This is a genomic window from Cupriavidus sp. CPT47-8839-RL05A (genome assembly GCF_058792255.1).
The window spans coordinates 54,699-75,791 of the sequence record NZ_JBYTEG010000001.1; the positions used below are offsets into that span (position 1 = coordinate 54,699).

18 protein-coding genes and 2 tRNA genes are annotated in these 21,093 nt (G+C 67.9%); 14 read left to right on the forward strand and 6 right to left on the reverse strand.

Annotated elements, in window-relative coordinates; genetic code table 11:
- Window positions 1–8: 8 nt before the first annotated feature.
- The 3 genes from AC3WVS_RS00260 to AC3WVS_RS00270 all read right to left on the reverse strand — a co-directional run bounded on the left by AC3WVS_RS00260 (window position 9) and on the right by AC3WVS_RS00270 (window position 3,105).
- Window positions 9–827, reverse strand: coding sequence for an ABC transporter permease (locus AC3WVS_RS00260; protein ID WP_492316863.1), 819 nt, complete (start codon window positions 825–827; stop codon window positions 9–11).
- Window positions 828–932: 105 nt separating this feature from the next.
- Window positions 933–1,955, reverse strand: a complete 1,023-nt coding sequence (locus AC3WVS_RS00265) for an ABC transporter substrate-binding protein (protein WP_492316864.1) — start codon at window positions 1,953–1,955, stop codon at window positions 933–935.
- A gap of 52 nt (window positions 1,956–2,007) precedes the next feature.
- On the reverse strand, window positions 2,008–3,105 hold the full coding sequence (locus tag AC3WVS_RS00270) for a substrate-binding domain-containing protein (RefSeq protein WP_492316865.1): 1,098 nt from the start codon (window positions 3,103–3,105) through the stop codon (window positions 2,008–2,010).
- Window positions 3,106–3,757: 652 nt separating this feature from the next.
- Between AC3WVS_RS00270 and AC3WVS_RS00275 the strand changes: the two genes are divergently transcribed.
- The 7 genes from AC3WVS_RS00275 (at window position 3,758) to AC3WVS_RS00305 (ending at window position 10,674) form a co-directional block, all read left to right on the forward strand.
- Entirely contained in the window at window positions 3,758–4,858 is a 1,101-nt protein-coding gene (locus tag AC3WVS_RS00275) for an acyltransferase family protein (RefSeq protein WP_492316866.1), read from the forward strand.
- Between the two features lie 276 nt (window positions 4,859–5,134).
- On the forward strand, window positions 5,135–6,373 hold the full coding sequence (locus AC3WVS_RS00280) for a GTP cyclohydrolase II (RefSeq protein WP_010814581.1): 1,239 nt from the start codon (window positions 5,135–5,137) through the stop codon (window positions 6,371–6,373).
- Window positions 6,370–7,692: a URC4/urg3 family protein gene (locus AC3WVS_RS00285; RefSeq protein ID WP_492316867.1), complete on the forward strand. Its 1,323-nt coding sequence runs from the start codon at window positions 6,370–6,372 to the stop codon at window positions 7,690–7,692. The genes AC3WVS_RS00280 and AC3WVS_RS00285 overlap by 4 nt, the downstream gene beginning before the upstream one ends.
- A 72-nt stretch (window positions 7,693–7,764) precedes the next feature.
- Window positions 7,765–8,451 (forward strand): uracil phosphoribosyltransferase, encoded by a 687-nt coding sequence (gene upp / locus AC3WVS_RS00290; protein ID WP_492316868.1) that lies wholly within the window; start codon window positions 7,765–7,767, stop codon window positions 8,449–8,451.
- Window positions 8,451–9,143 carry a TetR/AcrR family transcriptional regulator gene (locus tag AC3WVS_RS00295; RefSeq protein WP_492316869.1) on the forward strand — a complete coding sequence of 231 codons (693 nt, stop codon included), beginning with the start codon at window positions 8,451–8,453 and terminating at the stop codon, window positions 9,141–9,143. The genes upp and AC3WVS_RS00295 overlap by 1 nt, the downstream gene beginning before the upstream one ends.
- Before the next feature lie 62 nt (window positions 9,144–9,205).
- Window positions 9,206–10,492: an amidohydrolase family protein gene (locus AC3WVS_RS00300; RefSeq protein ID WP_492316870.1), complete on the forward strand. Its 1,287-nt coding sequence runs from the start codon at window positions 9,206–9,208 to the stop codon at window positions 10,490–10,492.
- A gap of 95 nt (window positions 10,493–10,587) precedes the next feature.
- Window positions 10,588–10,674: transfer RNA gene (locus AC3WVS_RS00305), tRNA-Leu, on the forward strand.
- A 184-nt stretch (window positions 10,675–10,858) separates the two neighbouring features.
- Here the strand turns inward: AC3WVS_RS00305 and AC3WVS_RS00310 are convergent.
- Window positions 10,859–12,664: a GGDEF domain-containing protein gene (locus AC3WVS_RS00310; RefSeq protein ID WP_492316871.1), complete on the reverse strand. Its 1,806-nt coding sequence runs from the start codon at window positions 12,662–12,664 to the stop codon at window positions 10,859–10,861.
- 217 nt (window positions 12,665–12,881) lie between these two features.
- Here AC3WVS_RS00310 and AC3WVS_RS00315 point away from each other — a divergent pair, with 217 nt between their 5' ends.
- The gene (locus AC3WVS_RS00315; protein WP_492316872.1) at window positions 12,882–13,778 is read left to right on the forward strand and encodes a hydrolase; all 897 of its coding nucleotides are present in this window, start codon (window positions 12,882–12,884) and stop codon (window positions 13,776–13,778) included.
- Between the two features lie 81 nt (window positions 13,779–13,859).
- On the opposite strand, the gene AC3WVS_RS00320 is transcribed toward AC3WVS_RS00315, so the two are convergent.
- Window positions 13,860–13,936: transfer RNA gene (locus AC3WVS_RS00320), tRNA-Arg, on the reverse strand.
- Window positions 13,937–14,025: 89 nt separating this feature from the next.
- A complete protein-coding gene (locus AC3WVS_RS00325; protein ID WP_492316873.1) occupies window positions 14,026–15,723 on the reverse strand; it encodes an MBL fold metallo-hydrolase in 1,698 nt (565 codons plus the stop codon).
- A 224-nt stretch (window positions 15,724–15,947) separates the two neighbouring features.
- Here AC3WVS_RS00325 and AC3WVS_RS00330 point away from each other — a divergent pair, with 224 nt between their 5' ends.
- The 6 genes from AC3WVS_RS00330 (at window position 15,948) to AC3WVS_RS00355 (ending at window position 21,035) form a co-directional block, all read left to right on the forward strand.
- A complete protein-coding gene (locus AC3WVS_RS00330; protein WP_035815245.1) occupies window positions 15,948–16,325 on the forward strand; it encodes a hypothetical protein in 378 nt (125 codons plus the stop codon).
- Window positions 16,326–16,536: 211 nt separating this feature from the next.
- Window positions 16,537–17,877 carry a short-chain fatty acid transporter gene (locus tag AC3WVS_RS00335; RefSeq protein ID WP_011617321.1) on the forward strand — a complete coding sequence of 447 codons (1,341 nt, stop codon included), beginning with the start codon at window positions 16,537–16,539 and terminating at the stop codon, window positions 17,875–17,877.
- A gap of 41 nt (window positions 17,878–17,918) precedes the next feature.
- Window positions 17,919–18,215, forward strand: coding sequence for a YciI family protein (locus tag AC3WVS_RS00340; protein WP_492316874.1), 297 nt, complete (start codon window positions 17,919–17,921; stop codon window positions 18,213–18,215).
- Window positions 18,216–18,268: 53 nt separating this feature from the next.
- Window positions 18,269–18,553 carry a muconolactone Delta-isomerase gene (gene catC / locus AC3WVS_RS00345; protein WP_013953231.1) on the forward strand — a complete coding sequence of 95 codons (285 nt, stop codon included), beginning with the start codon at window positions 18,269–18,271 and terminating at the stop codon, window positions 18,551–18,553.
- Window positions 18,554–18,592: 39 nt separating this feature from the next.
- Entirely contained in the window at window positions 18,593–19,372 is a 780-nt protein-coding gene (gene pcaD / locus AC3WVS_RS00350; RefSeq protein WP_492316875.1) for a 3-oxoadipate enol-lactonase, read from the forward strand.
- Window positions 19,373–19,619: 247 nt separating this feature from the next.
- Entirely contained in the window at window positions 19,620–21,035 is a 1,416-nt protein-coding gene (locus AC3WVS_RS00355) for a DUF1254 domain-containing protein (RefSeq protein ID WP_492316876.1), read from the forward strand.
- The last annotated feature ends 58 nt before the right edge of the window (window positions 21,036–21,093 follow it).

Here is a 21,093-nt window from a genome sequence, read left to right on the forward strand (position 1 = left end):
GTTGGCTCCTAGGCGGTCGCGGCCACGGCGTCGCCGGAGAACCAGCGTGCGAGCGCCAGCAAGGCCCAGGTGACGGTGCCCAGCAGGATGGACAGCGCAGCGGCCATGCCGAAGTTGGCGTAGTTGGTGAACTCGTTGTAGATGGTGAGCGGCAGCACATCGAGTTGCGTGGCCAGCGTGAAGGCGGTACCGAACGCGCCCATGCTGGTGGCAAAGCAGATCGCGCCGCTGGAGATCATGGCCGGCATCATCGCGGGCAGCATCACGTCGCGCACCACGTGCCAGGGACTGGCGCCCAGCGATCGGGCCGCTTCTTCCAGCGAGGCGTCCAGCTTGTCCACGGCCGCCATCACGGTCAGGATCACGCGCGGGATCGAGAAGTACAGGTAGCCGACGAACAGCCCCGCCAGGCCGTAGGCAAAGGTCCAGCGCTCGCCGGCGACCTTGTCGCCGACCATTGCCAGCAGGCCGTTGCGGCCGCCGAGCATGATGACCATGAAGCCGATCACCACGCCGGGAAACGCCAGCGGAAAGCTCAGCATGGCCACCAGCACGGACTTGCCAGGCACCGCGTTGCGCTGCAGGAAGGTGCCGGCAATGCCGGCAATCACCAGCGTGGCCAGTGTCACGGCGGCCGACAGCAGCACGGTGACCACCAGACTGTGCAGGTAGCGCGGACTGGAGACCACGGTCCAGTACACGCCCGCGCCTTGCTCGCCGTTGATGCTGACCGCCAGGAGCCGCGCCATCGGCAGGCAGAAGAAGGCCAGGAAGACCACCAGTGCCGGCAAGGCGAACAGGAAGAGGGAGGGGGATCGGTTTGTCATGGCAGCGACGGGGTGATGGGGGGGGCGATGGTTTGGGTGAGCCGCCCGGTTGTCTCCCCCTTTGCGGGGAGACAACCATCAGGCGGGTGACACCATCGCCAGTCGTCAGCGCACCTCCTTCAGATACTGCTCGCTGAACGCCTTTTGCACGTCGGCCATCTTGCCGAAGTCCACCGCCTTGGCCCGTGCGTATTCGGTGGCCGGCAGGAAACGCGCCTGTACTTCCTTAGGCACCACGCCGGCGCGCACCGGGCGCAGGTAGGCGTTGGCCCACAGCGCCTGGCCGGCGTCGGACAGCACGAAGTCGAGCACCTTGCGGCCTTCGGCCTCATGCGGCGCCTTGTTGACCAGGCTCATCACGTAGGGAACCACCACTGAGCCCTCCCTGGGGATCACGAAGGCAACGTTGGCGTGATCCTTGTAGCGGGCGCGATAGGCGTTGAAGTCGTAATCGAGCAGGATAGGGATTTCACCGGACAGCACGCGCGCATAAGCGGTCTGCTTGGGCACGATCGGCTGGTTTTTCTGCAGGTCCTTGAAATACTTGAAGGCCGGGCCGAAGTTGTCGAGCGTGCCGCCCATGGCCTGGTTGACCGCGACTGCGCCCACATAGCCTACGAAGGCGCTGGCGGGGTCGAGATAGCCGACCAGGCCCTTGTACTCGGGCTTGAGCAGGTCGGCCCATGACTGCGGCACCGGCTTGCCGCGCAGCGCGTCGACATTGACCATGAAGCCCAGCGTGCCGGAATGGATGGCGAACCAGTTGCCCTGCGGGTCTTTCAGGCCGTCGGGAATGTCGTTCCAGTGGGCGGGCTTGTAGGCAGCGGTGACGCCGTCCTTTTTCGCCTGGATGCCGAAGGTCACGCCGTAGTAGACCACGTCGGCCACCGGGCTAGCCTTTTCGGCGACCAGCTGCGCCAGCGACTGGCCGGAGTTCTTGTTGTCCAGCGGCACGTGAACGCCGGTCTTTTCCTTGATGGCGCGGATCTGTGCCGCCCAGTCGGCCCATTCGGGCGGGCAGTTGTAGCAGATCGCGGTCTGGGCGGCCACGCCCTGGCTGAACGCGGCAGCGCTTAGCGCCAGGGCAATCCAGCGCAGCGGGCGGCGCCAGGAAGGAATAGGTTGCATGAGAGGCTCCTTGGTTGAGGACAGGGGTGGGGAATGCAACATGCGCACGCGGTTACGGTGACGGCGGAGCGGCCACGGTGCCGTTGACGCGCAGTGCGTGCGGCAGCAGCGTGACGCGCGCCAGCGCCGCCGAGGCTCGTCCGCCATCGTGCAGCCAGGCAAGCAGCCGGCCGACGGCGCTGGCGCCGATCTCCGCATTGGGTTGCACGACGGTGGCCAGCGGCGGTTCGACCACGCTGCCCAGCGCGATACCGTCATAGCCCAGCACGGAGATGTCGCGCGGCACGCTCAGGCCGAGGCGCCTGAGGTCGGAGATCACGCCGATGGCCAGCAGGTCATTGGTGCAGAAAAAGGCGGTGGGCGCATCGTTTGCCCGGACCAGCGCGCGGATCTGTTCGGCATTGCTGGCGGTGTGCGATGGCAGGCAGACTGGCGTGGCGGGCCTTAGCCCGTGCGCGCGCATGGCGTCCTGATAGCCGGCAAAGCGCTGGCGCGCGCGGTCCGAGGCGACGAAGGCGCCCGATACCACGGCGATGCGGCGGTGCCCGGCGGCGATCAGGGCCTCCACGCCGGCGCAGGCGCTGCGCCGGTTGTCCACCGATACCGAATGACGCCGGCTGCGCGGTCCGGCCTGGTTGTACGCCAGCACGTAGGGCACGCCCTCGCCGTCGAGTTGATCCAGCACCGTGCTGTGCGCCGCGTCGGCCACGGTCAGCACCATGCCGTCCACGCGATGGCGCAGCAGGTACTCCACACGCTCGCATTCGCGCGCCGGATCGTAGCCGCTGGTGACCAGCATCAGCGAATAGCCGCCCGCCAGCGCCGCTTCCTCGATGCCGTGCCAGCATTCGGCGAACACCGCGTTTTCCAGCGTTGGCAGCATCACGCCGATCATGCGGGTCTGCTGGGCGCGCAGCTTGCTGCCCAGCAGGTTGGGGCGAAAGCTGAGCCGGCGCGCCGCCTCGCGCACGCGCTGCGCCGTGCTGTCGCGCACCAGGTGCGGGCTGCTGAACACGCGCGATGCGGTGGCGAGCGACACCCGCGCGGCTTGCGCCACGTCGATCAGGGTGGCGCCACCCGTCGTGTCGGGCCTGCCCCCCGCTGGATCTTTGCGATTCACGCTTGCAGCTCCGGATGAAAACGTTTTCATTGAAGGTGGAAAAAACGGGGCGTCAAGACATTCCGTCGCTGCACTGCCGCAGAAGGCGGCTGGCGGACGGGTGCCTGCACCCTGTCTGGATGGCATTTTGTTTGGGGTGGATGACAGGGGGATGACATCCGGGTGCAAGGGCCGGATGCCGGCCGCGTAGGAAAAACGCCGCCTACGGAGTGCGCACCGCAGGTCGCGTGTCGCGTACCGTGGTCGGGGCGGGGTACACGTCGTCGCTGGGCGCAATCGGCTGACGCGGCGGTGGCGGGGTCGCCGCGGTATCCCGGGGGACTCCCTCGCAGCCCGCCAGGGCCGCGGCCAGAAGGGCGATGAGGGAGCACTCAGCCAAGCCGCAACGGAAGGCGTGACCGGTGCGGGGGAAGAGCGTGCGGTGCTGCATAAGCGGCCCCAAAGTGGCAATCCTGGATGTAGCTTAGCCTACTGGCGCACAACGAAACGCCCCTTCAATGGGTGGTTCAAGCCTGACGTCCCCCCGCATCTATCCTACAGGTGTATTGGGCCGCGACGGCAAACTCGCAACAAGCCGGGGCAGTGTGTAACGAATCTCCATGTAGTGGCGTACACGCCATATTGAAGTCGGTGCAAGCAGGTAGAATCGCCCCTTCCGTGCAATCGCAACATTCCTATAACAATGAGCCCCCGTCCGTCGCGCCTGCCGTGCATTGACGCCCTGAAAGCGGTCAGCTCCCAGTTGATCGTGCTCCATCACCTGGCCTTCTATGGCCCGATGTCCGATACCGCGTATCGGCTGGCCCCGGGGCTGGTGGACTGGCTGTACGACTACGCCCGCATCGCCGTGCAGGTCTTCCTGGTGGTCAGCGGTTTCCTCGCCGCGCGCAGCCTGGCGCCGCATGGCCGGCTGGAGATCAGCCAGCATCCGCTGCTGGTGCTGTGGCGGCGCTACCAGAAGCTGGTGGTGCCCTTTGCCGCGGCGCTGCTGCTCAGCATCGCCGGTGCCGCCCTGGCGCGCCAATGGATGGTGCATGATTCGATCCCCGCGCCGGCCGGCCTGCTGCAGTTCCTGGCGCACGTGACGTTGCTGCATAACGTGCTCGATGTCGACGCGCTCTCGGCCGGGGTCTGGTACGTGGCCATCGACCTGCAGCTGTTTGCGCTGCTGCTGGGCGCGCTGTGGGCCGCGCGCGCCGCGGCGTGCGGGAAAGCGCCGGCGGGTGCCGGGGTCAGCATTGGCATCGTGGCGCTGGTGGCAGTGGCGTCGCTGTTCTGGTTCAACCGCGATGCCGCGTGGGATATCTGGGCGCTGTACTTCTTCGGCGCCTATGGCATGGGGGCGCTGGCCTACTGGGCGTCCAACCCCGGTCGCCCGGTGTTGCCGCTGCTGGTCCTCGGCGCGGTGGCGTTGGCGGCGCTGGCCTTCGATTTCCGGCTGCGCATCGCGGTGGCGCTGGCCACTGCGCTGCTGCTGGCGGTGGCGCGCCGCGGCGGCTGGCTGGAGCGCTGGCCGCGGGCGCGCGTGGTCGGCTTCTTCGGGCGCATTTCCTATTCGGTGTTCCTGGTTCACTTTCCGGTCTGCCTGCTGGTCAACGCGCTGGTGTCGAACCTGGCGCCGGGCCGGCCGGTGCTGAACGCGCTCGGCATGGTTGCAGCATGGGCGCTCAGCAATGTGGCCGGCGCGTTGTTCTATCGCTACATCGAAAGCGCCCGGCCGTTGGCGGCGCTGCGTGCGCTGCTGGGCAACGGCCGCGACCGCGCCAGCCGGCAACGCGTGTAACGTTTGCAGGCACGGCCGTGCAGCGGCGGTACGGCTTCTCCCGGATGGCGCCGTGCCAGCATGGCCGTGCGCGCTTCTTGTTGGTGCTTGTGCACCCGTCATGCCACGCCGCCTGCACGCCATGCGTGCATGCCGCCCGCCCGAACTTGCGTTCGGCGCCACACACATCGGAGCAACACTCGCGTAAACGGCATTGGGCGATGGCACAAAGGTTGCCTAGTATGGAATCGTAAACCTGACCATTTGGTCAGGATTCCATCGGGAACCGAGGGTGCCATGTCCGACCATATCGTCCTGACCTCGCACGCACGCCGCGACAAGCCGGCCGAGCCTATCCACTGGGGCGCCCCCACGGCGGCCGAGCGCGGGCCGGTCATTGCCAGCCTGGCGAATCCGGCGCAGCGCAATGTGATCGGTACTCACGCAGGTGCCTACGCGATCTACCGGGCCCTAGCGGTTGCCGCGGGCGCATTGCAGCGCGACCATCGCACCGACCTGACCGATACCGCGCCGGCGGAGGCCATCGGCCCGCATCCGCAGTGGGGCGACCCGGAGAAAATTGTCTCGCTGGATCCCTGGGGCCACCTGGTTTCCACTGTGTTTGCCGACCGCATCGCGGCCGGCGTGGATATCCGCCCGACCATCGCCGTCACCCGCGCGCATATCAACATGCCGGAGCTGATGTCGGCCATCGCGGCCGGCCGGCTCAAGCCCGACGGCGACATCCTCCATGCCAACGGCGATGTGCGCGTGACCAAGGCTGCGGTCGATCCGGTCTGGTACCTGCCCGGGCTGGCGGCCCGTTTCGGCATCAAGGAAAGCGTGCTGCGCCGCAGCCTGTTCGAGCAGACCGGCGGCATGTTCCCGGAACTGGTGACGCGGCCGGACCTGAAGGTGTTCCTGCCGCCCATCGGCGGCATGACGCTGTATTTCTTCGGCGACGTGAGCCAGCTGGGCAAGCCCGAAACCCGCGTGGCCTGCCGCGTGCACGATGAATGCAACGGATCGGATGTGTTCGGGTCAGACATCTGTACCTGCCGGCCGTATCTGGCACATGGCATCGAGGTGTGCATCGAGATGGCGCAGCAGGGCGGTGTCGGGCTGGTGGTCTACAACCGCAAGGAGGGCCGCGCGCTGGGCGAGGTGACCAAGTTCCTGGTCTACAACGCACGCAAGCGGCAGGTGGGCGGCGACCGTGCCGAGACTTACTTTGCCCGCACCGAATGCGTGGCAGGCGTGCAGGACATGCGTTTCCAGGAGCTGATGCCGGATGTGTTCCACTGGTTGGGCATCCGCCGCATCGACCGCTGGGCGTCGATGAGCAACATGAAGCATGGCGCGCTGGTGGCGCAGGGCATCGAGGTGGTCGAGCAGGTGGCCATCCCCGAGACCCTGATTCCCGCCGACGCCCGTGTCGAGATCGATGCCAAGGTGGCCGCGGGCTACTTTACGCACTACACGCCGCCGGATGCGAACGAACTGGCCCTGGCAAAGGGCAGGGGGTTGAACGAATGACGATGTTTCCCGAGGATGGCAAGCCCGGCATGGACCGCCAGGGCACAGGTAACGAGATGCGGCCGGGTGCCGGCTGGCTGAGCCCGGTGCCGGAAGGGCATCCCGCTTCGGCGCTGCTGTGTGCCGAGGCGGTGCGCACGCATTGCGCGGCGGTCACCGAGCACGTGGCCAGCGGCGCGTCCGAACTTTTCACCTGGCATCCGGACCGCGTGCATGCCATTGCCGACTATGTCGCCAGCACCATCCGCCAGCGCTATCCGGACCTGCAGGTGCCGTACCACAGCCGCTGGCGCCATTTTGAAAGCGCCGGCGTCGACCAGCGCGCGGACCGCTGGCAGGTGCTGTGCGAGCGTGCCGCGCTGAGCGGGCCCGAGCACCGCGAGGAGCGCGCCCGCATCGGCATCGACCTGGTGATTCCAAGCGTGTTGCTCGATGCCGGTGCCGGCCCTGACTGGCGTTACCGCGATCCGGCCAGCGACCTGGTGCTGACGCGCTCGGAAGGGCTGGGCGTGGCCAGTTTCGACCTGTTCGCGCGCGGCGGCTTCTCGGCCGCGCCGGGCGATCCGCTGCGCGCGGACGCCGAGCGGCTGCAGCGCATCGATGCCGACAGCATCGCCCACGCCTTCCAGGTCGCGCAGCACAACCCGCTGGTGGGGCTGGAAGGCCGCGCCGGCCTGCTGCGCCGCCTGGGCGAGGTGATGGAGGCGACCCCGGCGCTGTTCGGCCGGCCGGCGCGGCTGGGCAACCTGTACGACTACCTGAAGGCGCATGCGGTCAACGGGCAGCTCGACGCCAGCTTCCTGCTGCGCACGCTGCTGGTCGGCCTGGGGCCGGTATGGCCGGGGCGGATCATTGTCGAAGGCGTGTCGCTGGGCGACTGCTGGCGGCATCCGGCCGCGCCGGGCGGGCTGGTGCCGTTCCACAAGCTCACGCAATGGCTGACCTATTCGCTGCTGGAGCCGCTGGAGGACGCCGGCCTGACCGTGACCGGGCTGGACGCGCTGACGGGCCTGCCCGAATACCGCAACGGCGGCCTGCTCTACGACTTCGAGCTGATGGTGCCGCGCGACCCCGGCTTTGCCGCCGTGCCGCATGCGGTGGATGAGCCCGTGATCGTCGAATGGCGCGCGCTGACCGTGACCGGCCTGGACCTGGTGGCCGACGGCGTGCGCCAGGCGCTTGGCTTGCAGGATGAAAATTTCCCGCTGGCGCGCGTGCTCGAAGGCGGCACCTGGGCGGCGGGGCGCCGCATTGCCGCCAAGCGGCGCCCGGGTGGCGCGCCGCCGTTCGCCATCATCAGCGACGGCACCGTGTTCTGAGCACGTGGGCCGCCAGGCGGCCGACGTTGCCGGCAGGCATTGCATGTGAAACCTGGCATCAGGAGCGTCACCATGAACGACATGTCCGCTGTTCCCGCTGTTGACCCACTCGATGCCGATGCTGCCGGCCTGGCCGGCGTGCTGGTCGTCGACCACCCGCTGGTGCAGCACAAGGTCACCCTGGTGCGCAGCGAGGACACCACCACCGACAACTTCCGCCGGCTGGTGCGTGAAATCAGCCAGTTGCTGACCTACGAAGCCACGCGCGACCTGGCCATGGAGACCGTCGCCATCCGCACGCCGATCGCGCCGATGCAGTCGCGGGTGCTGTCGGGCAAGAAGCTGTGCCTGGTGTCGATCCTGCGCGCCGGCAACGGCTTTATCGACGGCATGCTGGAGCTGCTGCCGGCGGCGCGCGTCGGGCATATCGGCCTGTACCGCGACCCCGAGACACTGGAGCCGATCGAGTACTACTTCAAGATGCCGGAAGACATCCAGGAGCGCATGGTGATCGTGGTGGACCCGATGCTGGCCACCGGCAACTCGGCCATCGCCGCGCTGAACCGCCTGAAAGAGGCCGGCGTCACCACCATGAAGTACGTGTGCCTGATCGCCTCGCGCCCGGGGCTGCGCGCGCTGCGCGCGGCGCACCCTGAGGTCGGCATCGTCACCGCGGCCATCGACGACACGCTCAACGAGCACGGCTATATCGTGCCCGGGCTGGGCGACGCCGGCGACCGCCTCTACGGCACGCGCTGATGGACACGCAGGCCAGCGCCGCGGCGCGGCGCCCGCTGCCCGCGTGCGATGCGCCGGGCGGGCGCATCCGGCAGGAGAACCAGGCCATGATCCTGCGCGCGGCCGAGCATGTCTTTGCGCGCGCGGGCTTTGCCGGCGCCACCATGGCCGAGATCGCGGTGCGTGCCGGGGTGCCCAAGTCCAACCTGCATTACTACTTCCGCACCAAGCAGGCGCTGTACCGTGCCGTGCTGGCGCATACGCTGCAGCTGTGGCTGTCGGAGACCGACATCATCCGCGCCGAGCTGCCACCGCAGGTGGCGCTGGAACAATACATCCGCGCCAAGATGCGGCTGTCGGCCAGTCATCCGGATGCATCGCGCGTATTTGCCAATGAGCTGCTGCACGGCGCGCATGAGATCGGCGAGGTCCTGCGGCAGGTGCTGCGCGAACTGGTGTCGCGCAAGGCCGCGGTGGTGCAGCAGTGGATCGACCGCGGCCAGATGGCGCCGGTCGACCCGCAGCACCTGTTCTTCACGATCTGGGCGGCCACGCAGACCTATGCGGATTTCGAGTCGCAGGTATGCGCGGTGCTCGGCGTCAGCCAGCTGGAGCAGCAGGACTATGCGCAGGCCACCGAGCACCTGGTGGCGCTGCTGCTGCGCGGCTGCGGACTCGACCCCGAGCCCGCGGCGCGCGACCGGCGCGCATGACGCCGTGGCGCCGGAGCCGGCGCCGTGAGAACATCGCCGTGCCTCCTGCCTGAGAGACCTCCATGCTCGACCTGATCCTGCGGCACTGCAACCTGCCCGACGGGCGCACCGACATCGATATCGGCATTGCCGCGGGCCGCATCGCCGCGGTTGAGCCGGCACTGGCCGCGCGCGCCGCCGACGAGATCGATGCGGCCGGCCACCTGGTGACGCCGCCGTTCGTCGATGCGCACTTCCATATGGACGCCACGCTGTCGTACGGGCTGCCGCGCGTGAACCAGTCGGGCACGCTGCTCGAAGGCATCGCGCTGTGGGGCGAGCTCAAGCCGATGCTGACGCAGGAAGCGCTGGTCGAGCGCGCGCTGGCCTATTGCGACTGGGCGGTGGCGCGCGGGCTGCTGGCGATCCGCTCGCATGTGGACGTGTGCGATCCGCGGCTGCTGGCGGTGGAGGCGCTGCTGCACGTGCGCGAGCGCGTGCGCCCCTACCTGGACCTGCAGCTGGTGGCGTTTCCGCAGGACGGCGTGCTGCGCGCGCCCGGCGCGCTGGACAACCTGAAGCGCGCGCTGGACATGGGCGTCGACGTGGTCGGCGGGATCCCGCATTTCGAGCGCACCATGGCGCAGGGCGCCGAATCGGTGCGGCTGTTGTGCGAGCTGGCGGCGGACCGCGGCCTGCGTGTCGACATGCACTGCGACGAGAGCGACGACCCGCTGTCGCGCCATATCGAGACGCTGGCCAGCGAGACCGTGCGGCTCGGCCTGCAGGGCAGGGTGGCGGGCTCGCACCTGACCTCGATGCATTCGATGGACAACTACTACGTGTCCAAGCTGATTCCGCTGATGCGCGAGGCCGGCGTGGCGGCGATCGCCAATCCGCTGATCAACATCACGCTGCAGGGGCGGCACGATACCTATCCCCGGCGCCGGGGCATGACGCGGGTGCCGGAATTGCTGGCGGCCGGCGTGCCGGTGGCGTTCGGCCACGATTGCGTGATGGATCCGTGGTACAGCCTGGGCTCCGGCGACATGCTGGAAGTGGCGCACATGGGGCTGCACGTTGCGCAGATGACCGGGCAGGAGGCCATGCGCGCCTGCTTCGCCGCGGTGACCGCCACGCCCGCGCAGATCCTGGGGCTGGATGGCTACGGCGTGGCGCCTGGCTGCCGCGCCGACCTGGTGCTGCTGCAGGCGCGCGACCCGGTGGAGGCAATCCGCCTGCGCGCCACGCGGCTGCGGGTGCTGCGTGCCGGCAAGACCATCGCGAGCATGCCCCCGGCAATGGCCGCGCTGGACCTGCCTGGCCGGCCGGCGCAGGTGGATTTCCTGCGGCGCGGCGGCGGGCAATAAGAATCACAAATTTTTTGTGTCAGGGTGTTGACAGTCCCTGACGCGCTCGGCATAATTTCGTTCTTCGCATCGCAGCAGCAATGCAGCGAAACGAAGCCCAGATGGCGGAATTGGTAGACGCACTAGGTTCAGGTCCTAGCGGTGGCAACACTGTGGAGGTTCGAGTCCTCTTCTGGGCACCAATATTTGGAAAGGCTCGCGCAAGCGAGCCTTTCTTCGTTTCAGCCCGGCCTGAATGATCGAGTCCTTTCCGGGCGCCGCCATTCGATACCGAAGCAGCGGCCTCGGTTATCTGGAAATAACCCGCAGCGATGCGGGTTTTTTTTCGTCCTTCGTTTTCAGTGCTGGTTCCACGGTCGGCCTGGTTCAGCCGGTTGCCACCCCTTCCTCACGCTGTGCCTCGCGCACGCAATTGCGCCCTTCGGCCTTGGCGCGGTACATGGCAGCGTCGGCCGCGCCAAACAGCCGCTGCCAGTGACGCTCGCCGCCGCGCCCGATGGCCACGCCGAAGCTGGCGGTGACGCACAGCTGGGTGCTGCCCGACAGGTAGACCGGGCGCGACGCGATTTCCGCGCGCAGGGTTTCGGCCAGCGCGGCGGCCTCGCCCGGCCTGCCGTGCGACAGCAGCAGCGCGAACTCCTCGCCGCCGAAGCGTGCCAGCACGCCTTCGGGCGGCACCAGCGCGCGCATCATCGCAGCGATGTCGCGCAGCACCTGGTCGCCGGCGGCATGGCCATGGCGGTCGTTGATCTGCTTGAAGCGGTCCACGTCGATCAGCACCAGGCTGGCGCTGTCGTGTGCCGCGTACTGCGCGGCCACCAGCTCCAGCGCGCGCCGGTTCAGCAGCCCGGTCAGGCTGTCGGTGCGCGCCTGGTGTTCCAGTTGTTCGGTCAGCGAGGCGCGCTCGCGCAGCTTGCGGCGCAGGATCTCGATGGCATCGAACAGGCGCCGCATCTCCGCCGCGGGCCTGGCGGACGCCGCTGGCGCAGCGTAGTGCGGGTGGTCGCGCGCCTCGGCCAGGCCGATCACTTCGTCGCCGGCGCGCAGCAGCGGCAGGAACACCGAGCGCTGCATGAACACCAGCACGTAGCCCAGCACGGCAAGGATCAGCGCCGACGTGCCGCACGCGGCCGTCAGTTCGCGCAGCGCCTGCGCGCGCGTCGCGGTGAAATGCGCGACCACCTCGTCCAGGAATACGCTGCGCAGCCGCTCCAGCGGCTCCAGCGTGCGCACATAGCGGTTGGTCAGCTCCGTCGGCGTCATCGAGTAATGGCCCGACACGCGGCCCTGCGCAAGCAGGCTGTCGATCATCGACAGGCCCTGGCCGAAAAACTGGTGGCCGGCGTCGGCGTATGCCTGCTCCAGCGCGGGCACGGCGCCGAACATGTTGTGCGCCGGCCCCGCCAGCTGCCATAGCTCCAGCAGCCGGCCGCGCGAGCGCGTGGCATCCACCAGGCTCTGCACCGGCATCGGCTGGCGCGCCGCCACGGGCGCCATGATCTGCGAGGCGATGCGCCCGCCATACTCGCGCAGGTCGCCCAGCATTCTGCCGGTCAGCGCCGGCGCCGCCAGGCCGTCGTCGCAGGCGGACAGTTCGCGCACCTGCCAGGCGATGGCCGGCTGCAGCGCGTCCACGACCTCGAACATGCTTTCGATGGCATGGCGGATCTCGTCCATGTCACGCTCCTGGCGCGGGCGCCCGGCGAGTTCGTCGATCTCGGCCCGCGCCCGCGCCAGGCGTTCGCGCACGCGCTCGACCATCAGCGGCGGCAGGTGGTGGTTGTGCAGGCCGAAGGGTGCCGGCGGCGGCGCGGCCAGGCGCGCCAGCGCGGCATCGCTGCGGGCGCGGAAGGCTTGCAGGCGTTCGCGCGCGGGAGTGTTGGGCGAGGGTGGCTCTCCCAGCACGCTGTTGGCCGGTCCGCGTTCCGCGGACAGCACGTTGGCGGCCTCGAGCAGCTCGCGGTACGCCGAGATGTCATACAGGTTCTGCCGCGCCGAGGTGAAGTCGCCATACGAGCGGGCCATCACCAGCGCGGCGAGCACCAGGGTGCAGAGCCCGCCGACCGCCGTGGCGATCGCCAGCTTGCGCTTCAGGCTGCGGCTGCGTCCGGCCGGCGGTGCCATGCCCCCGGGTTCGGACTCATGCCGGCGCGCACGTTGCCACAAGGCCATAAGGTTTGCTCCCGGCGGCAGCTTGCCGGGCGATGTCTGCAAGATTTGTCATTACCGCCATTATTGACGAAAAGGCGCAGCGGCCAGGCCGAATTTGCTCACTGACAGGGTCGTACGGGGCGCGCGCGGCCGAACATTACCGGCTAACGCTGGCAGGGCATTTGACCTATGCTCAAGCTCATCGGGCAGGCACATATAACGTCCGAAGGTGGTTGCCATGACTACGGTCTTGTCATCGAGAGAAAGGGAGGCGGGGACTTGCCCCGGGTGGCACGCATGTGCCGCGCACCACGGCATGGTCCTGCATCACCTGCAGTACAGCGTCATCCTGGCCATGCTGATGTGTGCACTGGCCCATGCAGATGACGCCGTTCCGGAAAGCCAGGGCGTCTCCGGCTGGGACCAGCCGCTGCAGGCGCAAGCCGGGCAGCCCGCCATGGCCGACGTGCCCGATCTGCTGGTTGCCGACACCGCTGCTCCTGCCTGGTCCGCCACGCCCGCCGAGCCCGTCACCGTCGAGTATGCCGCGCCGTCGCAGTCGTCCCCATCCGCGTTAACGCTCGCCTTAGGCCCCGGGCCCGATGACGATGCTCCCGGCCTTGCCGCGGTCGACCGTGAAACTGCCGCCATGGCCGAACGCCCGCGCCGGGTGTCGCTGCACCTGGACGACATCACCAGCGCAGGCGGTTTTGCCGACAGTCGCGTGCGCACCATGGCGCTGGCGGTCGATGCCGTGGTGCCGCGCGCAGGCGGGCTGACCATCCAGCCGCGCTTGCAGCTGGCCTACCAGCCTGGCATGTCCCCCGTCTCCGGCATGCCGATGCAAGCCATGCCCGGCGACGCCAGCGCCGCCGGTATCGGCGTGCGCCTGTACGGCGCGCAGCCGACGCGGCTGGCCGGCATCTATCCCTTTGTCGAGGCAGACTGGTGGCAGGACAGCCGCAAGCAGGTCATCAACATCAACGGCACCAAGATCGATGCCGACCTGCTGCGCGGGCTGTTCTCCTTCAACATCGGCGCGCATGGCAATACGTCGACCGGCATGAAGCTGTGGTTCAAGGTGAGGGCGGGGCGCAACCCGGGCGGAACGGTCGGCGCGCGCTATCGGTGGTAGTGGGGAGGGTGGCGCCAGATGCGAGCGCCGCAATGAAAAAAGGGCTTCCGTTTCCGGAAGCCCTTTTTCTTTCTGCATAGGTGGCGCGGCTGGCAGGATTCGAACCCACGACCCCTTGGTTCGTAGCCAAGTACTCTATCCAACTGAGCTACAGCCGCACACGAGAGGCGCCATTGTAGCGCAATTTCTGGTTTGCGCAAGCCCCCCGCCAAAAATCTTCAAGTGGCCCCGATGCCCGCGCCCGGTGTTACGCCGCGGCGTTCGACCAGATGCCGTCCGTTTCCTGCGCCTTGCCGTCATCGCGCAGCTTGAGCAGGTGCGCCAGCAGCGATCGCTGCGCAACCGGATGCATGCGCGGCGGCACATCGTCGTAGACGCGCAGCAGCAGCTCGCCGATCGGTGCCGGACCCAGTTCGCGCAGCGCGGCAGCGACCTTGGCCTCGCGCTGCAGCCGGTGCCGGACCAGGATGCGGATGGCGTCCTGCGGGCGCGCGATCAGGAAGCCATGGCCCGGCGCCAGCCAGTCGAGGTCTTCGTCCTGCAGCGCTGCGAGCGAGTCCAGGTAGGCGCGCATGTCGCCATCGGGCGGGCCGATGACGACGGTCGAGCCCTGCATCACGTGGTCGCCGGTGAAGAGTGTCTTTTCTTCTTCCAGCAAATAGCAGAGATGGTTCGAGGCGTGGCCCGGCGTGTGGCACACGCGCAGGGTGCAGTCCTCGGTGATGGCAAGGCGCTCGCCGTGGTCCAGTTCGCGCTGTGGCTCGAAGCTGAGGTCCTGCCACTGGCCGGCTGGCGCGGCACGCCCGAGCACCGTGGCGCCGGTGGCGGCCTGCAGCGCGGCGGCAGCGGGCGAGTGGTCCAGGTGGGTATGCGTGGCGAGGATCCAGCGGATCGGGCCGGGTGCGGCAGCAAGGATGGCGCGCACATGCTCGCCATCGTCGGGGCCCGGATCGATCACGGCCCATTCATTGCGCGCACCGCCGCCTACCAGGTAGGTGTTGGTGCCCGGGCCCGTCATCACGCTGCCGTTGTTGGCGGTCACGCGCCAGACGCGCTCGGACAGCCGTACCGGCACGCCCGGCGCCAGCTCATAACGGCCGTGCGTGTTACCGTCGGGATCGATGCGGCCGATCTCGGCGTAGCACGGCTCGTTGGGCATCACCGGGCGCACGCCGGCTGCGCCGGTGGCCAGCCGCGGCATGATGCAGGCAATGCCGCGCAACTGCGAGTAATAGGCGAAGCAGGCCGCGGCGCTTTCGAACTGCGCGATCGAGCTCAGCGTGCGGCGCGTGACGTGCATCAGCAGCAGGCCGCTGGCGGGATCGGCGGCCTCGCCGGGGCGGACCCAGCGGTGCTCCACGATCTCGGTGCCGTCGGGCACGGCCACCTGGCCTTCGGGGGCGATGGCGACAAAGAAGCGGGTATCGAAACGCTTGGGCAGGCCGGGCGGCGTCAGCCAGTAGCTGTGATAGGCGAGCCGGTCGGCCGCCAGGTGCAGGCCCAGTTGCTCGCAAGCATGGGCCAGGCCGGGGCCGCCGCGCTGCACTGCCTCGCGCAGCAGCGCCTGGCGGGCGGCGTCGAGCTGGTGCGGCGAATGCGGGCGCCCGTCGCGGTCGCAGGCAAACAGCAGGCCGGCCTCTTCATAGCATTCGCGCAAGGCGGCCAGGTAGAAGTCCAGGCCGCTGGCCGGCAGGCCCAGGCGTTCGCTGGCAAGGGCGTCGTCCAGGCCGTGGGCATGCGCGTGCAGGGCTTTGTCCTGCGCGTCGAGCGTGCCGCCAGGGAAGACGTAGGCGCCGCTGCTGCGGTCGTTGGCGCGTTCGACGCGGCGTACCAGCAGCACTTCCATGCCGGCCGGCGCATCGCGTACGACGAGCAGGCTGGCGGCGGTGCGCAGCAGGGGGGCAGGGGTGGCAGGGCGGTTGCCGCTTGTCTCTGTGGTTGTCATTGTGTCGGCATCATGGTTGTGCTGGCGGCACGCACCTGGCCGGAACCCGGGGCGCTGCCGCGTGCCATAGTTTAGCCGCGTTCAAGGATTCGCTATCGGCGGGGCATTGCCCGGCTGCCCGGGCGCGCCGGCTTTGGCTTTTCCGGCCAGAGGCAGTAACCTGATAGCTCCGCTTCACTTTTTGGGGTGCCCGTTGCCGGCGCCCTCCTTCTGAGGAGGTCCGCGTGATCCGAGCTTCTTGCCTGTGCCTGCCGCTGGTGTGCCTGCTGGCCGCCTGCGAAACGCCGCCGCAGATGGCACCGCGCCCGGTGCCCCCGGCCACCACCCGCATCACCGTCGATCCACAAGCCGCATCCAGGGCCGCGTCCACGGCCTGCGAGCCGGCCGTGGCGGAAGCCCTCAAGCGCCGCTACCCGCAGCCTGGCAGCGTGATGCTGATGGCCGACCGCGAGCAGTACTACCTGCGCCCCAATGCGCAAACCTCGGTCAATGGCGAAGGCGTGTTCGAGCCTGACGACAGTTCGTCGGCGATCGGCTTCCACTATGCCTGCCTGTACAACGCGCGGACGGGCAAGGTCGATGATGTGCAGATGCGCTATTGATCCTGCCGATCTGCCGCATTGCATGGCCTGCGTAGAAAATTCCAGGTCTCATTCAATAATTGTTGCGCGAAACGAATGTAATCGCGCGTCCCCATTTCCTTGACCAACCGGTCGACCGGCCTTTAGCATAGCCACGCGTATTTGCGAAGTTCGCATATAGAACTGTAGTTCTAATGGCGTAACTTTGGCCGAAACTGGAGACAAGGAAGCTATGAGCAAGATTGCCGGGTTCTTCACCGAACTCATGCGCCGGTACCTGCCGGATCCCTTCGTATTTGCCATCGGCCTGACCTTGCTGACGATGGCGCTGGCGGTGACGGTGCAAGGGCAGGCAGCGCCGGCCGTGATCGCCAGCTGGGGCAAGGGGTTCTGGAACCTGCTGGCATTTACCACGCAGATGGCGGTGATCCTGGCGATGGGCTACGTGCTGGCCACCGCGCCGTTCACTGACCGCATGCTCGACCGCATCGTCAGCGCCGTGCACTCGCCGCGCACCGCGGTGATCGTCGCCACGCTGGTGGGCGGCATCGGCAGCTACCTGAACTGGGGCTTCGGGCTGGTGATCGGCGGCATCATCGCCAGGAAGCTGGCGCTGAAGGTCCGTGGCGTGCATTACCCGCTCATCATCGCCGCCGCGTACAGCGGCTTCACCCTGTACGGGCTGGGCCTGTCGGCCAGCATCCCGGTGCTGATCTCCACCCCGGGCCACCCGATGGAAAAGCTGATGGGCGTGATCCCGCTGTCTGAAACCATCTTCTCCACGCCGATGCTGCTGACCAGCCTGGCGGTGATCGTCACGCTGCCGCTGCTCAATGCCTGGCTGCATCCGCGCAACCCGGCCGATGTGGTGGAGATCCGCCGCGACCAGGAACCCGCCAAGGCCGAGGCCGGCTCGGCCCACAGCATGGGCGGCGAGAACACCCTGGCCGCGCGCCTGAACAACAGCCGTATCCTGAGCCTGGCCATCGGCCTGTGCGGCATGGCCTACGCGGTCATCTACTTCACGCAGGGCGGCTCGCTCGACCTGAACCTGATCAACTTCCTGATCCTGTTCGCGGGCGTGCTGCTGCTGGGCACGCCGGTCAACTACGTGGCCAAGCTGAACGAAGGCATCAAGACCATTTCCGGCATCATCCTGCAGTATCCGTTCTATGCAGGCATCATGGCGATCATGGCCGGCTCGGGGCTGGTGGATACCATCTCGCGCGTGTTCGTGGAGATCGCCACACCGCAGACGCTGCCGTTCTGGGGGCTGCTCAGCTCGTTCGTGATCAACTTCTTCGCGCCGTCGGGCGGCGGCCACTGGATGATCCAGGGCCCGTTCATGGTCGATGCGGCCAAGGCCATCAACAGCTCGGTCAGCCAGACCTCGATGTCGGTGATGCTCGGCAATGCCTGGAACGACCTGGTGCAGCCGTTCTGGATATTGCCGGCGCTGGCGCTGTCCAGGCTGAACCTGAAGGACGTGATGGGCTACACCGTGATCATGATGTTCTGGGTGGGCCTGATCTACATTGCCGCGCTGCTGCTGTGGGGCGCGCAGATTGCCTGACATTGACCCGCGGCCAGCGCGCCGCTGACAGGAGGACTGCCATGCCGTACCTGATCGAAACCGTCGACAAGCCCAATCTCCAGCACGTGCGCCAGGCCACCCGCGCCAGCCACCTGGATTACCTGGAAGCCAACAAGGCGCTGCTGCTGGCTTGCGGCGCCAAGCTCAACGACGATGGCTCGGATGCCGGCGGCGGCATCTATATCGTCGATGTCGACACCCGCGACGCGGCACAGCAATTCATCGACGCCGATCCGTTCACCGAGGCGGGTTTGTTTGCCGAGGTGCGCATCGTGCGCTGGCGCAAGGCCTATCTCGACGGCGTGCGCCATCTTTGACGAGGCAGCCCGCGCTGCCTCCATCCCACCGTACCCCCAGACAAGGAGACCCCATGTTGTTCATGGCCGAAATGACCGTCAAGATTCCCGCATCGCTCGATCCACAACTGGTGGAGCAGCTCAAGGCCGACGAGAAGGCCATGTCGCAGCGCCTGCAGCGCGAAGGCAAGTGGCGCCACCTGTGGCGCGTGGTGGGCCAGTACGCCAACGTCAGCATCTTCGATGTCGGCGACAACGACGAACTGCACACGCTGCTGACCACGCTGCCGCTGTACCCGTACATGGAGATCAAGGTCACGCCGCTGGCGCAACACGGTTCGGCCATCGCGCCGAACTGAGCGCCCGCCACCCAGCCCCCTGATCCTGAGCCAAACGCCATGCCATACGCCGACCTCGCCAACGTCCGACTGCATTACCGCCTCGATGGCGCCGAGCACTTGCCGGTGCTGGTGCTGTCCAATTCGCTGGGCACCAGCTTCAGCATGTGGGAGCCGCAGGTGGCGGCCTTCAGCCAGCACTTCCGCGTGCTGCGCTATGACACGCGCGGCCATGGCGAGTCGTCGGTGCCGGCGGGTCCGTACAGCATCGCGCAGCTCGGCGGCGACGTGATCGCGCTGCTCGATCGCCTTGGCATCGGCCAGGCCAGTTTCTGCGGTTTGTCGATGGGTGGCATCACTGGCATGTGGCTGGCCCTGAACCATGGCCCGCGCCTGCGCAAGCTGGTGTTGTGCAATACCGCCGCCTATATCGGCCCGCCGGAGAACTGGACCAACCGCGCCGCTGCGGTCGGGCGCGACGGCGTGGCATCGATCGCGGCCGCGGTGGTCGACAAATGGCTCACCCCGCCGTACGCGGCCGCGCATCCGGAGCTGGTGGCATCGCTGCGCGCCATGCTCGGGGCCACCCCGGCCGCGGGCTATGCGGCCAACTGCCTGGCCGTGCGCGATGCCGACCTGCGCGCGCAAATCGAAAGGATCGCCACGCCGACGCTGGTCGTCGCGGGTTCAGGCGACCTGCCCACGCCGCCGCGCGATGGCGTGTTCCTGGCGCAGACGATCCCGGGCGCCCACTATGTCGAGCTGGAGGCCGCACATATCTCCAACCTGGAGCAGGCCGACGCGTTCAGCAAGGTGGTGCTGGATTTCCTGACGCGCTGAGGCTTGAGGGGGAAGGCCCAGCCATGCCTGCGGTTTTCATCACCCCTGATAGTGCTTTATGATTCACCCCTGACCGATGCCGCCGGCGTTCGGTGCGCTTGCCCTCGCTTCCCGGCTTCAGAGGAATTGACAGGTCACCGGCGCGCGGGACAAGATGCGCACGGAATAGATGCGCCTTCGGGACGACATGCCGGCAGTCATAGCCGCAACACCCGAAAAGCCGCAAAAACATTGGGAAAACGGGGTCATGAAGCCATCCTTGCGTCAACTGGCGAGCGCGGTCACGCTCGCCGTCATGCTGTCCGGCTGTGCGTCCGCGCCGGATCACGGAACCAGCCCGGCAGTCGCCGAGCAACCGCCGTCGGACCAGGCCATGAAGGCCTTGTCCGCCGAGGTCTTCACCTTCGCCTATCCGATGGTGCTGATGGACGTGACGCGCGAGCTGATGACGCTGCGCACGCCGGTCAATACCTTCCACCACAAGCGCACCTTCCCCGACGCCAGCTTCACCGACGTGGTCAGCCCCAACGCCGACACGCTGTATTCGTCGGCCTGGCTCGACCTGTCCAGGGAGCCGGTCATCCTGTCGGTGCCCGATACGCACGGGCGCTACTACCTGATGCCGCTGATGGATGCGTGGACCAATGTGTTCGCGTCGCCGGGCAAGCGCACCACCGGCACCCGCCGCGGCAACTTCGCCATCACCGGGCCTGACTGGCGTGGCACGCTGCCCAAGGGCATGCAGGAGATCCGCTCGCCCACGTCGATGGTCTGGCTGATCGGCCGTACGCAGGCCAATGGCAAGCAGGACTTCCCGGCGGTGCACCGGCTGCAGGACCAGTACCGGCTGACGCCGCTGTCGGCCTGGGGTGGCGGGCGGCGCGTGCCGGAGAAGGCCGCGCCGCGGCCCACGGCCATCGACACTGAAAGCTCGCCCGTTGAGCAGGTGGCCGCAATGGATGCACAGGCTTTCTTCACGCGCTTTGCCGCCTTGCTGCCGGCCAATCCGCCGGCGCCCGCCGATGCCGCCATGGTCGACAAGCTCCGCCGCATGGGCATCACCCCGGGGGTGCCGTTCAAGACCACGGTGATGGAGCCCTCCACCGCGCGCGCGGTGCAGGAGGGAGCCACCGCTGCGCTGGCGGCGATCGTGCAGGGTGCGCGCAAGGGCAATGCCGATGCCGGCAACGGCTGGGTCATGCATCGCGACCTGGGCACCTATGGCACCAGCTACGGCCGCCGCGCGGTGACCGCGTGGGTGGGCCTGGGTGCCAACCTGCCCGAAGACGCGATCTATGCCTCCACCCGCACGGATGCCAACGGCAAGCCGCTGCAGGGCGGGGCGCGCTATGTGCTGCATTTCGACAAGGACCAGTTGCCGCCGGCGCGCGCGTTCTGGTCGCTGACGCTGTACAACGACCGGCAGGCGTTCATTCCCAACCCGATCCAGCGCTACGCCGTGGGCAGCCGCGACCGCCTGCGCTACAACCGCGACGGCTCGCTCGATATCTATATCCAGCACGAGCGCCCGGCCGGCGCCAAGGCAGCGAACTGGCTGCCGGCGCCGCCCGATGGCCTGAACATGATGCTGCGCGCGTACTGGCCGGAGCAGGTGCTGCTGGACGGCACCTGGATGCCGCCGGCGGTGATGCAGGTGGACTGACGAGGCCGCGAGCAAGGACAAAGGCCGCATGCCTGCCAGGGCATGCGGCCTTTGTCAT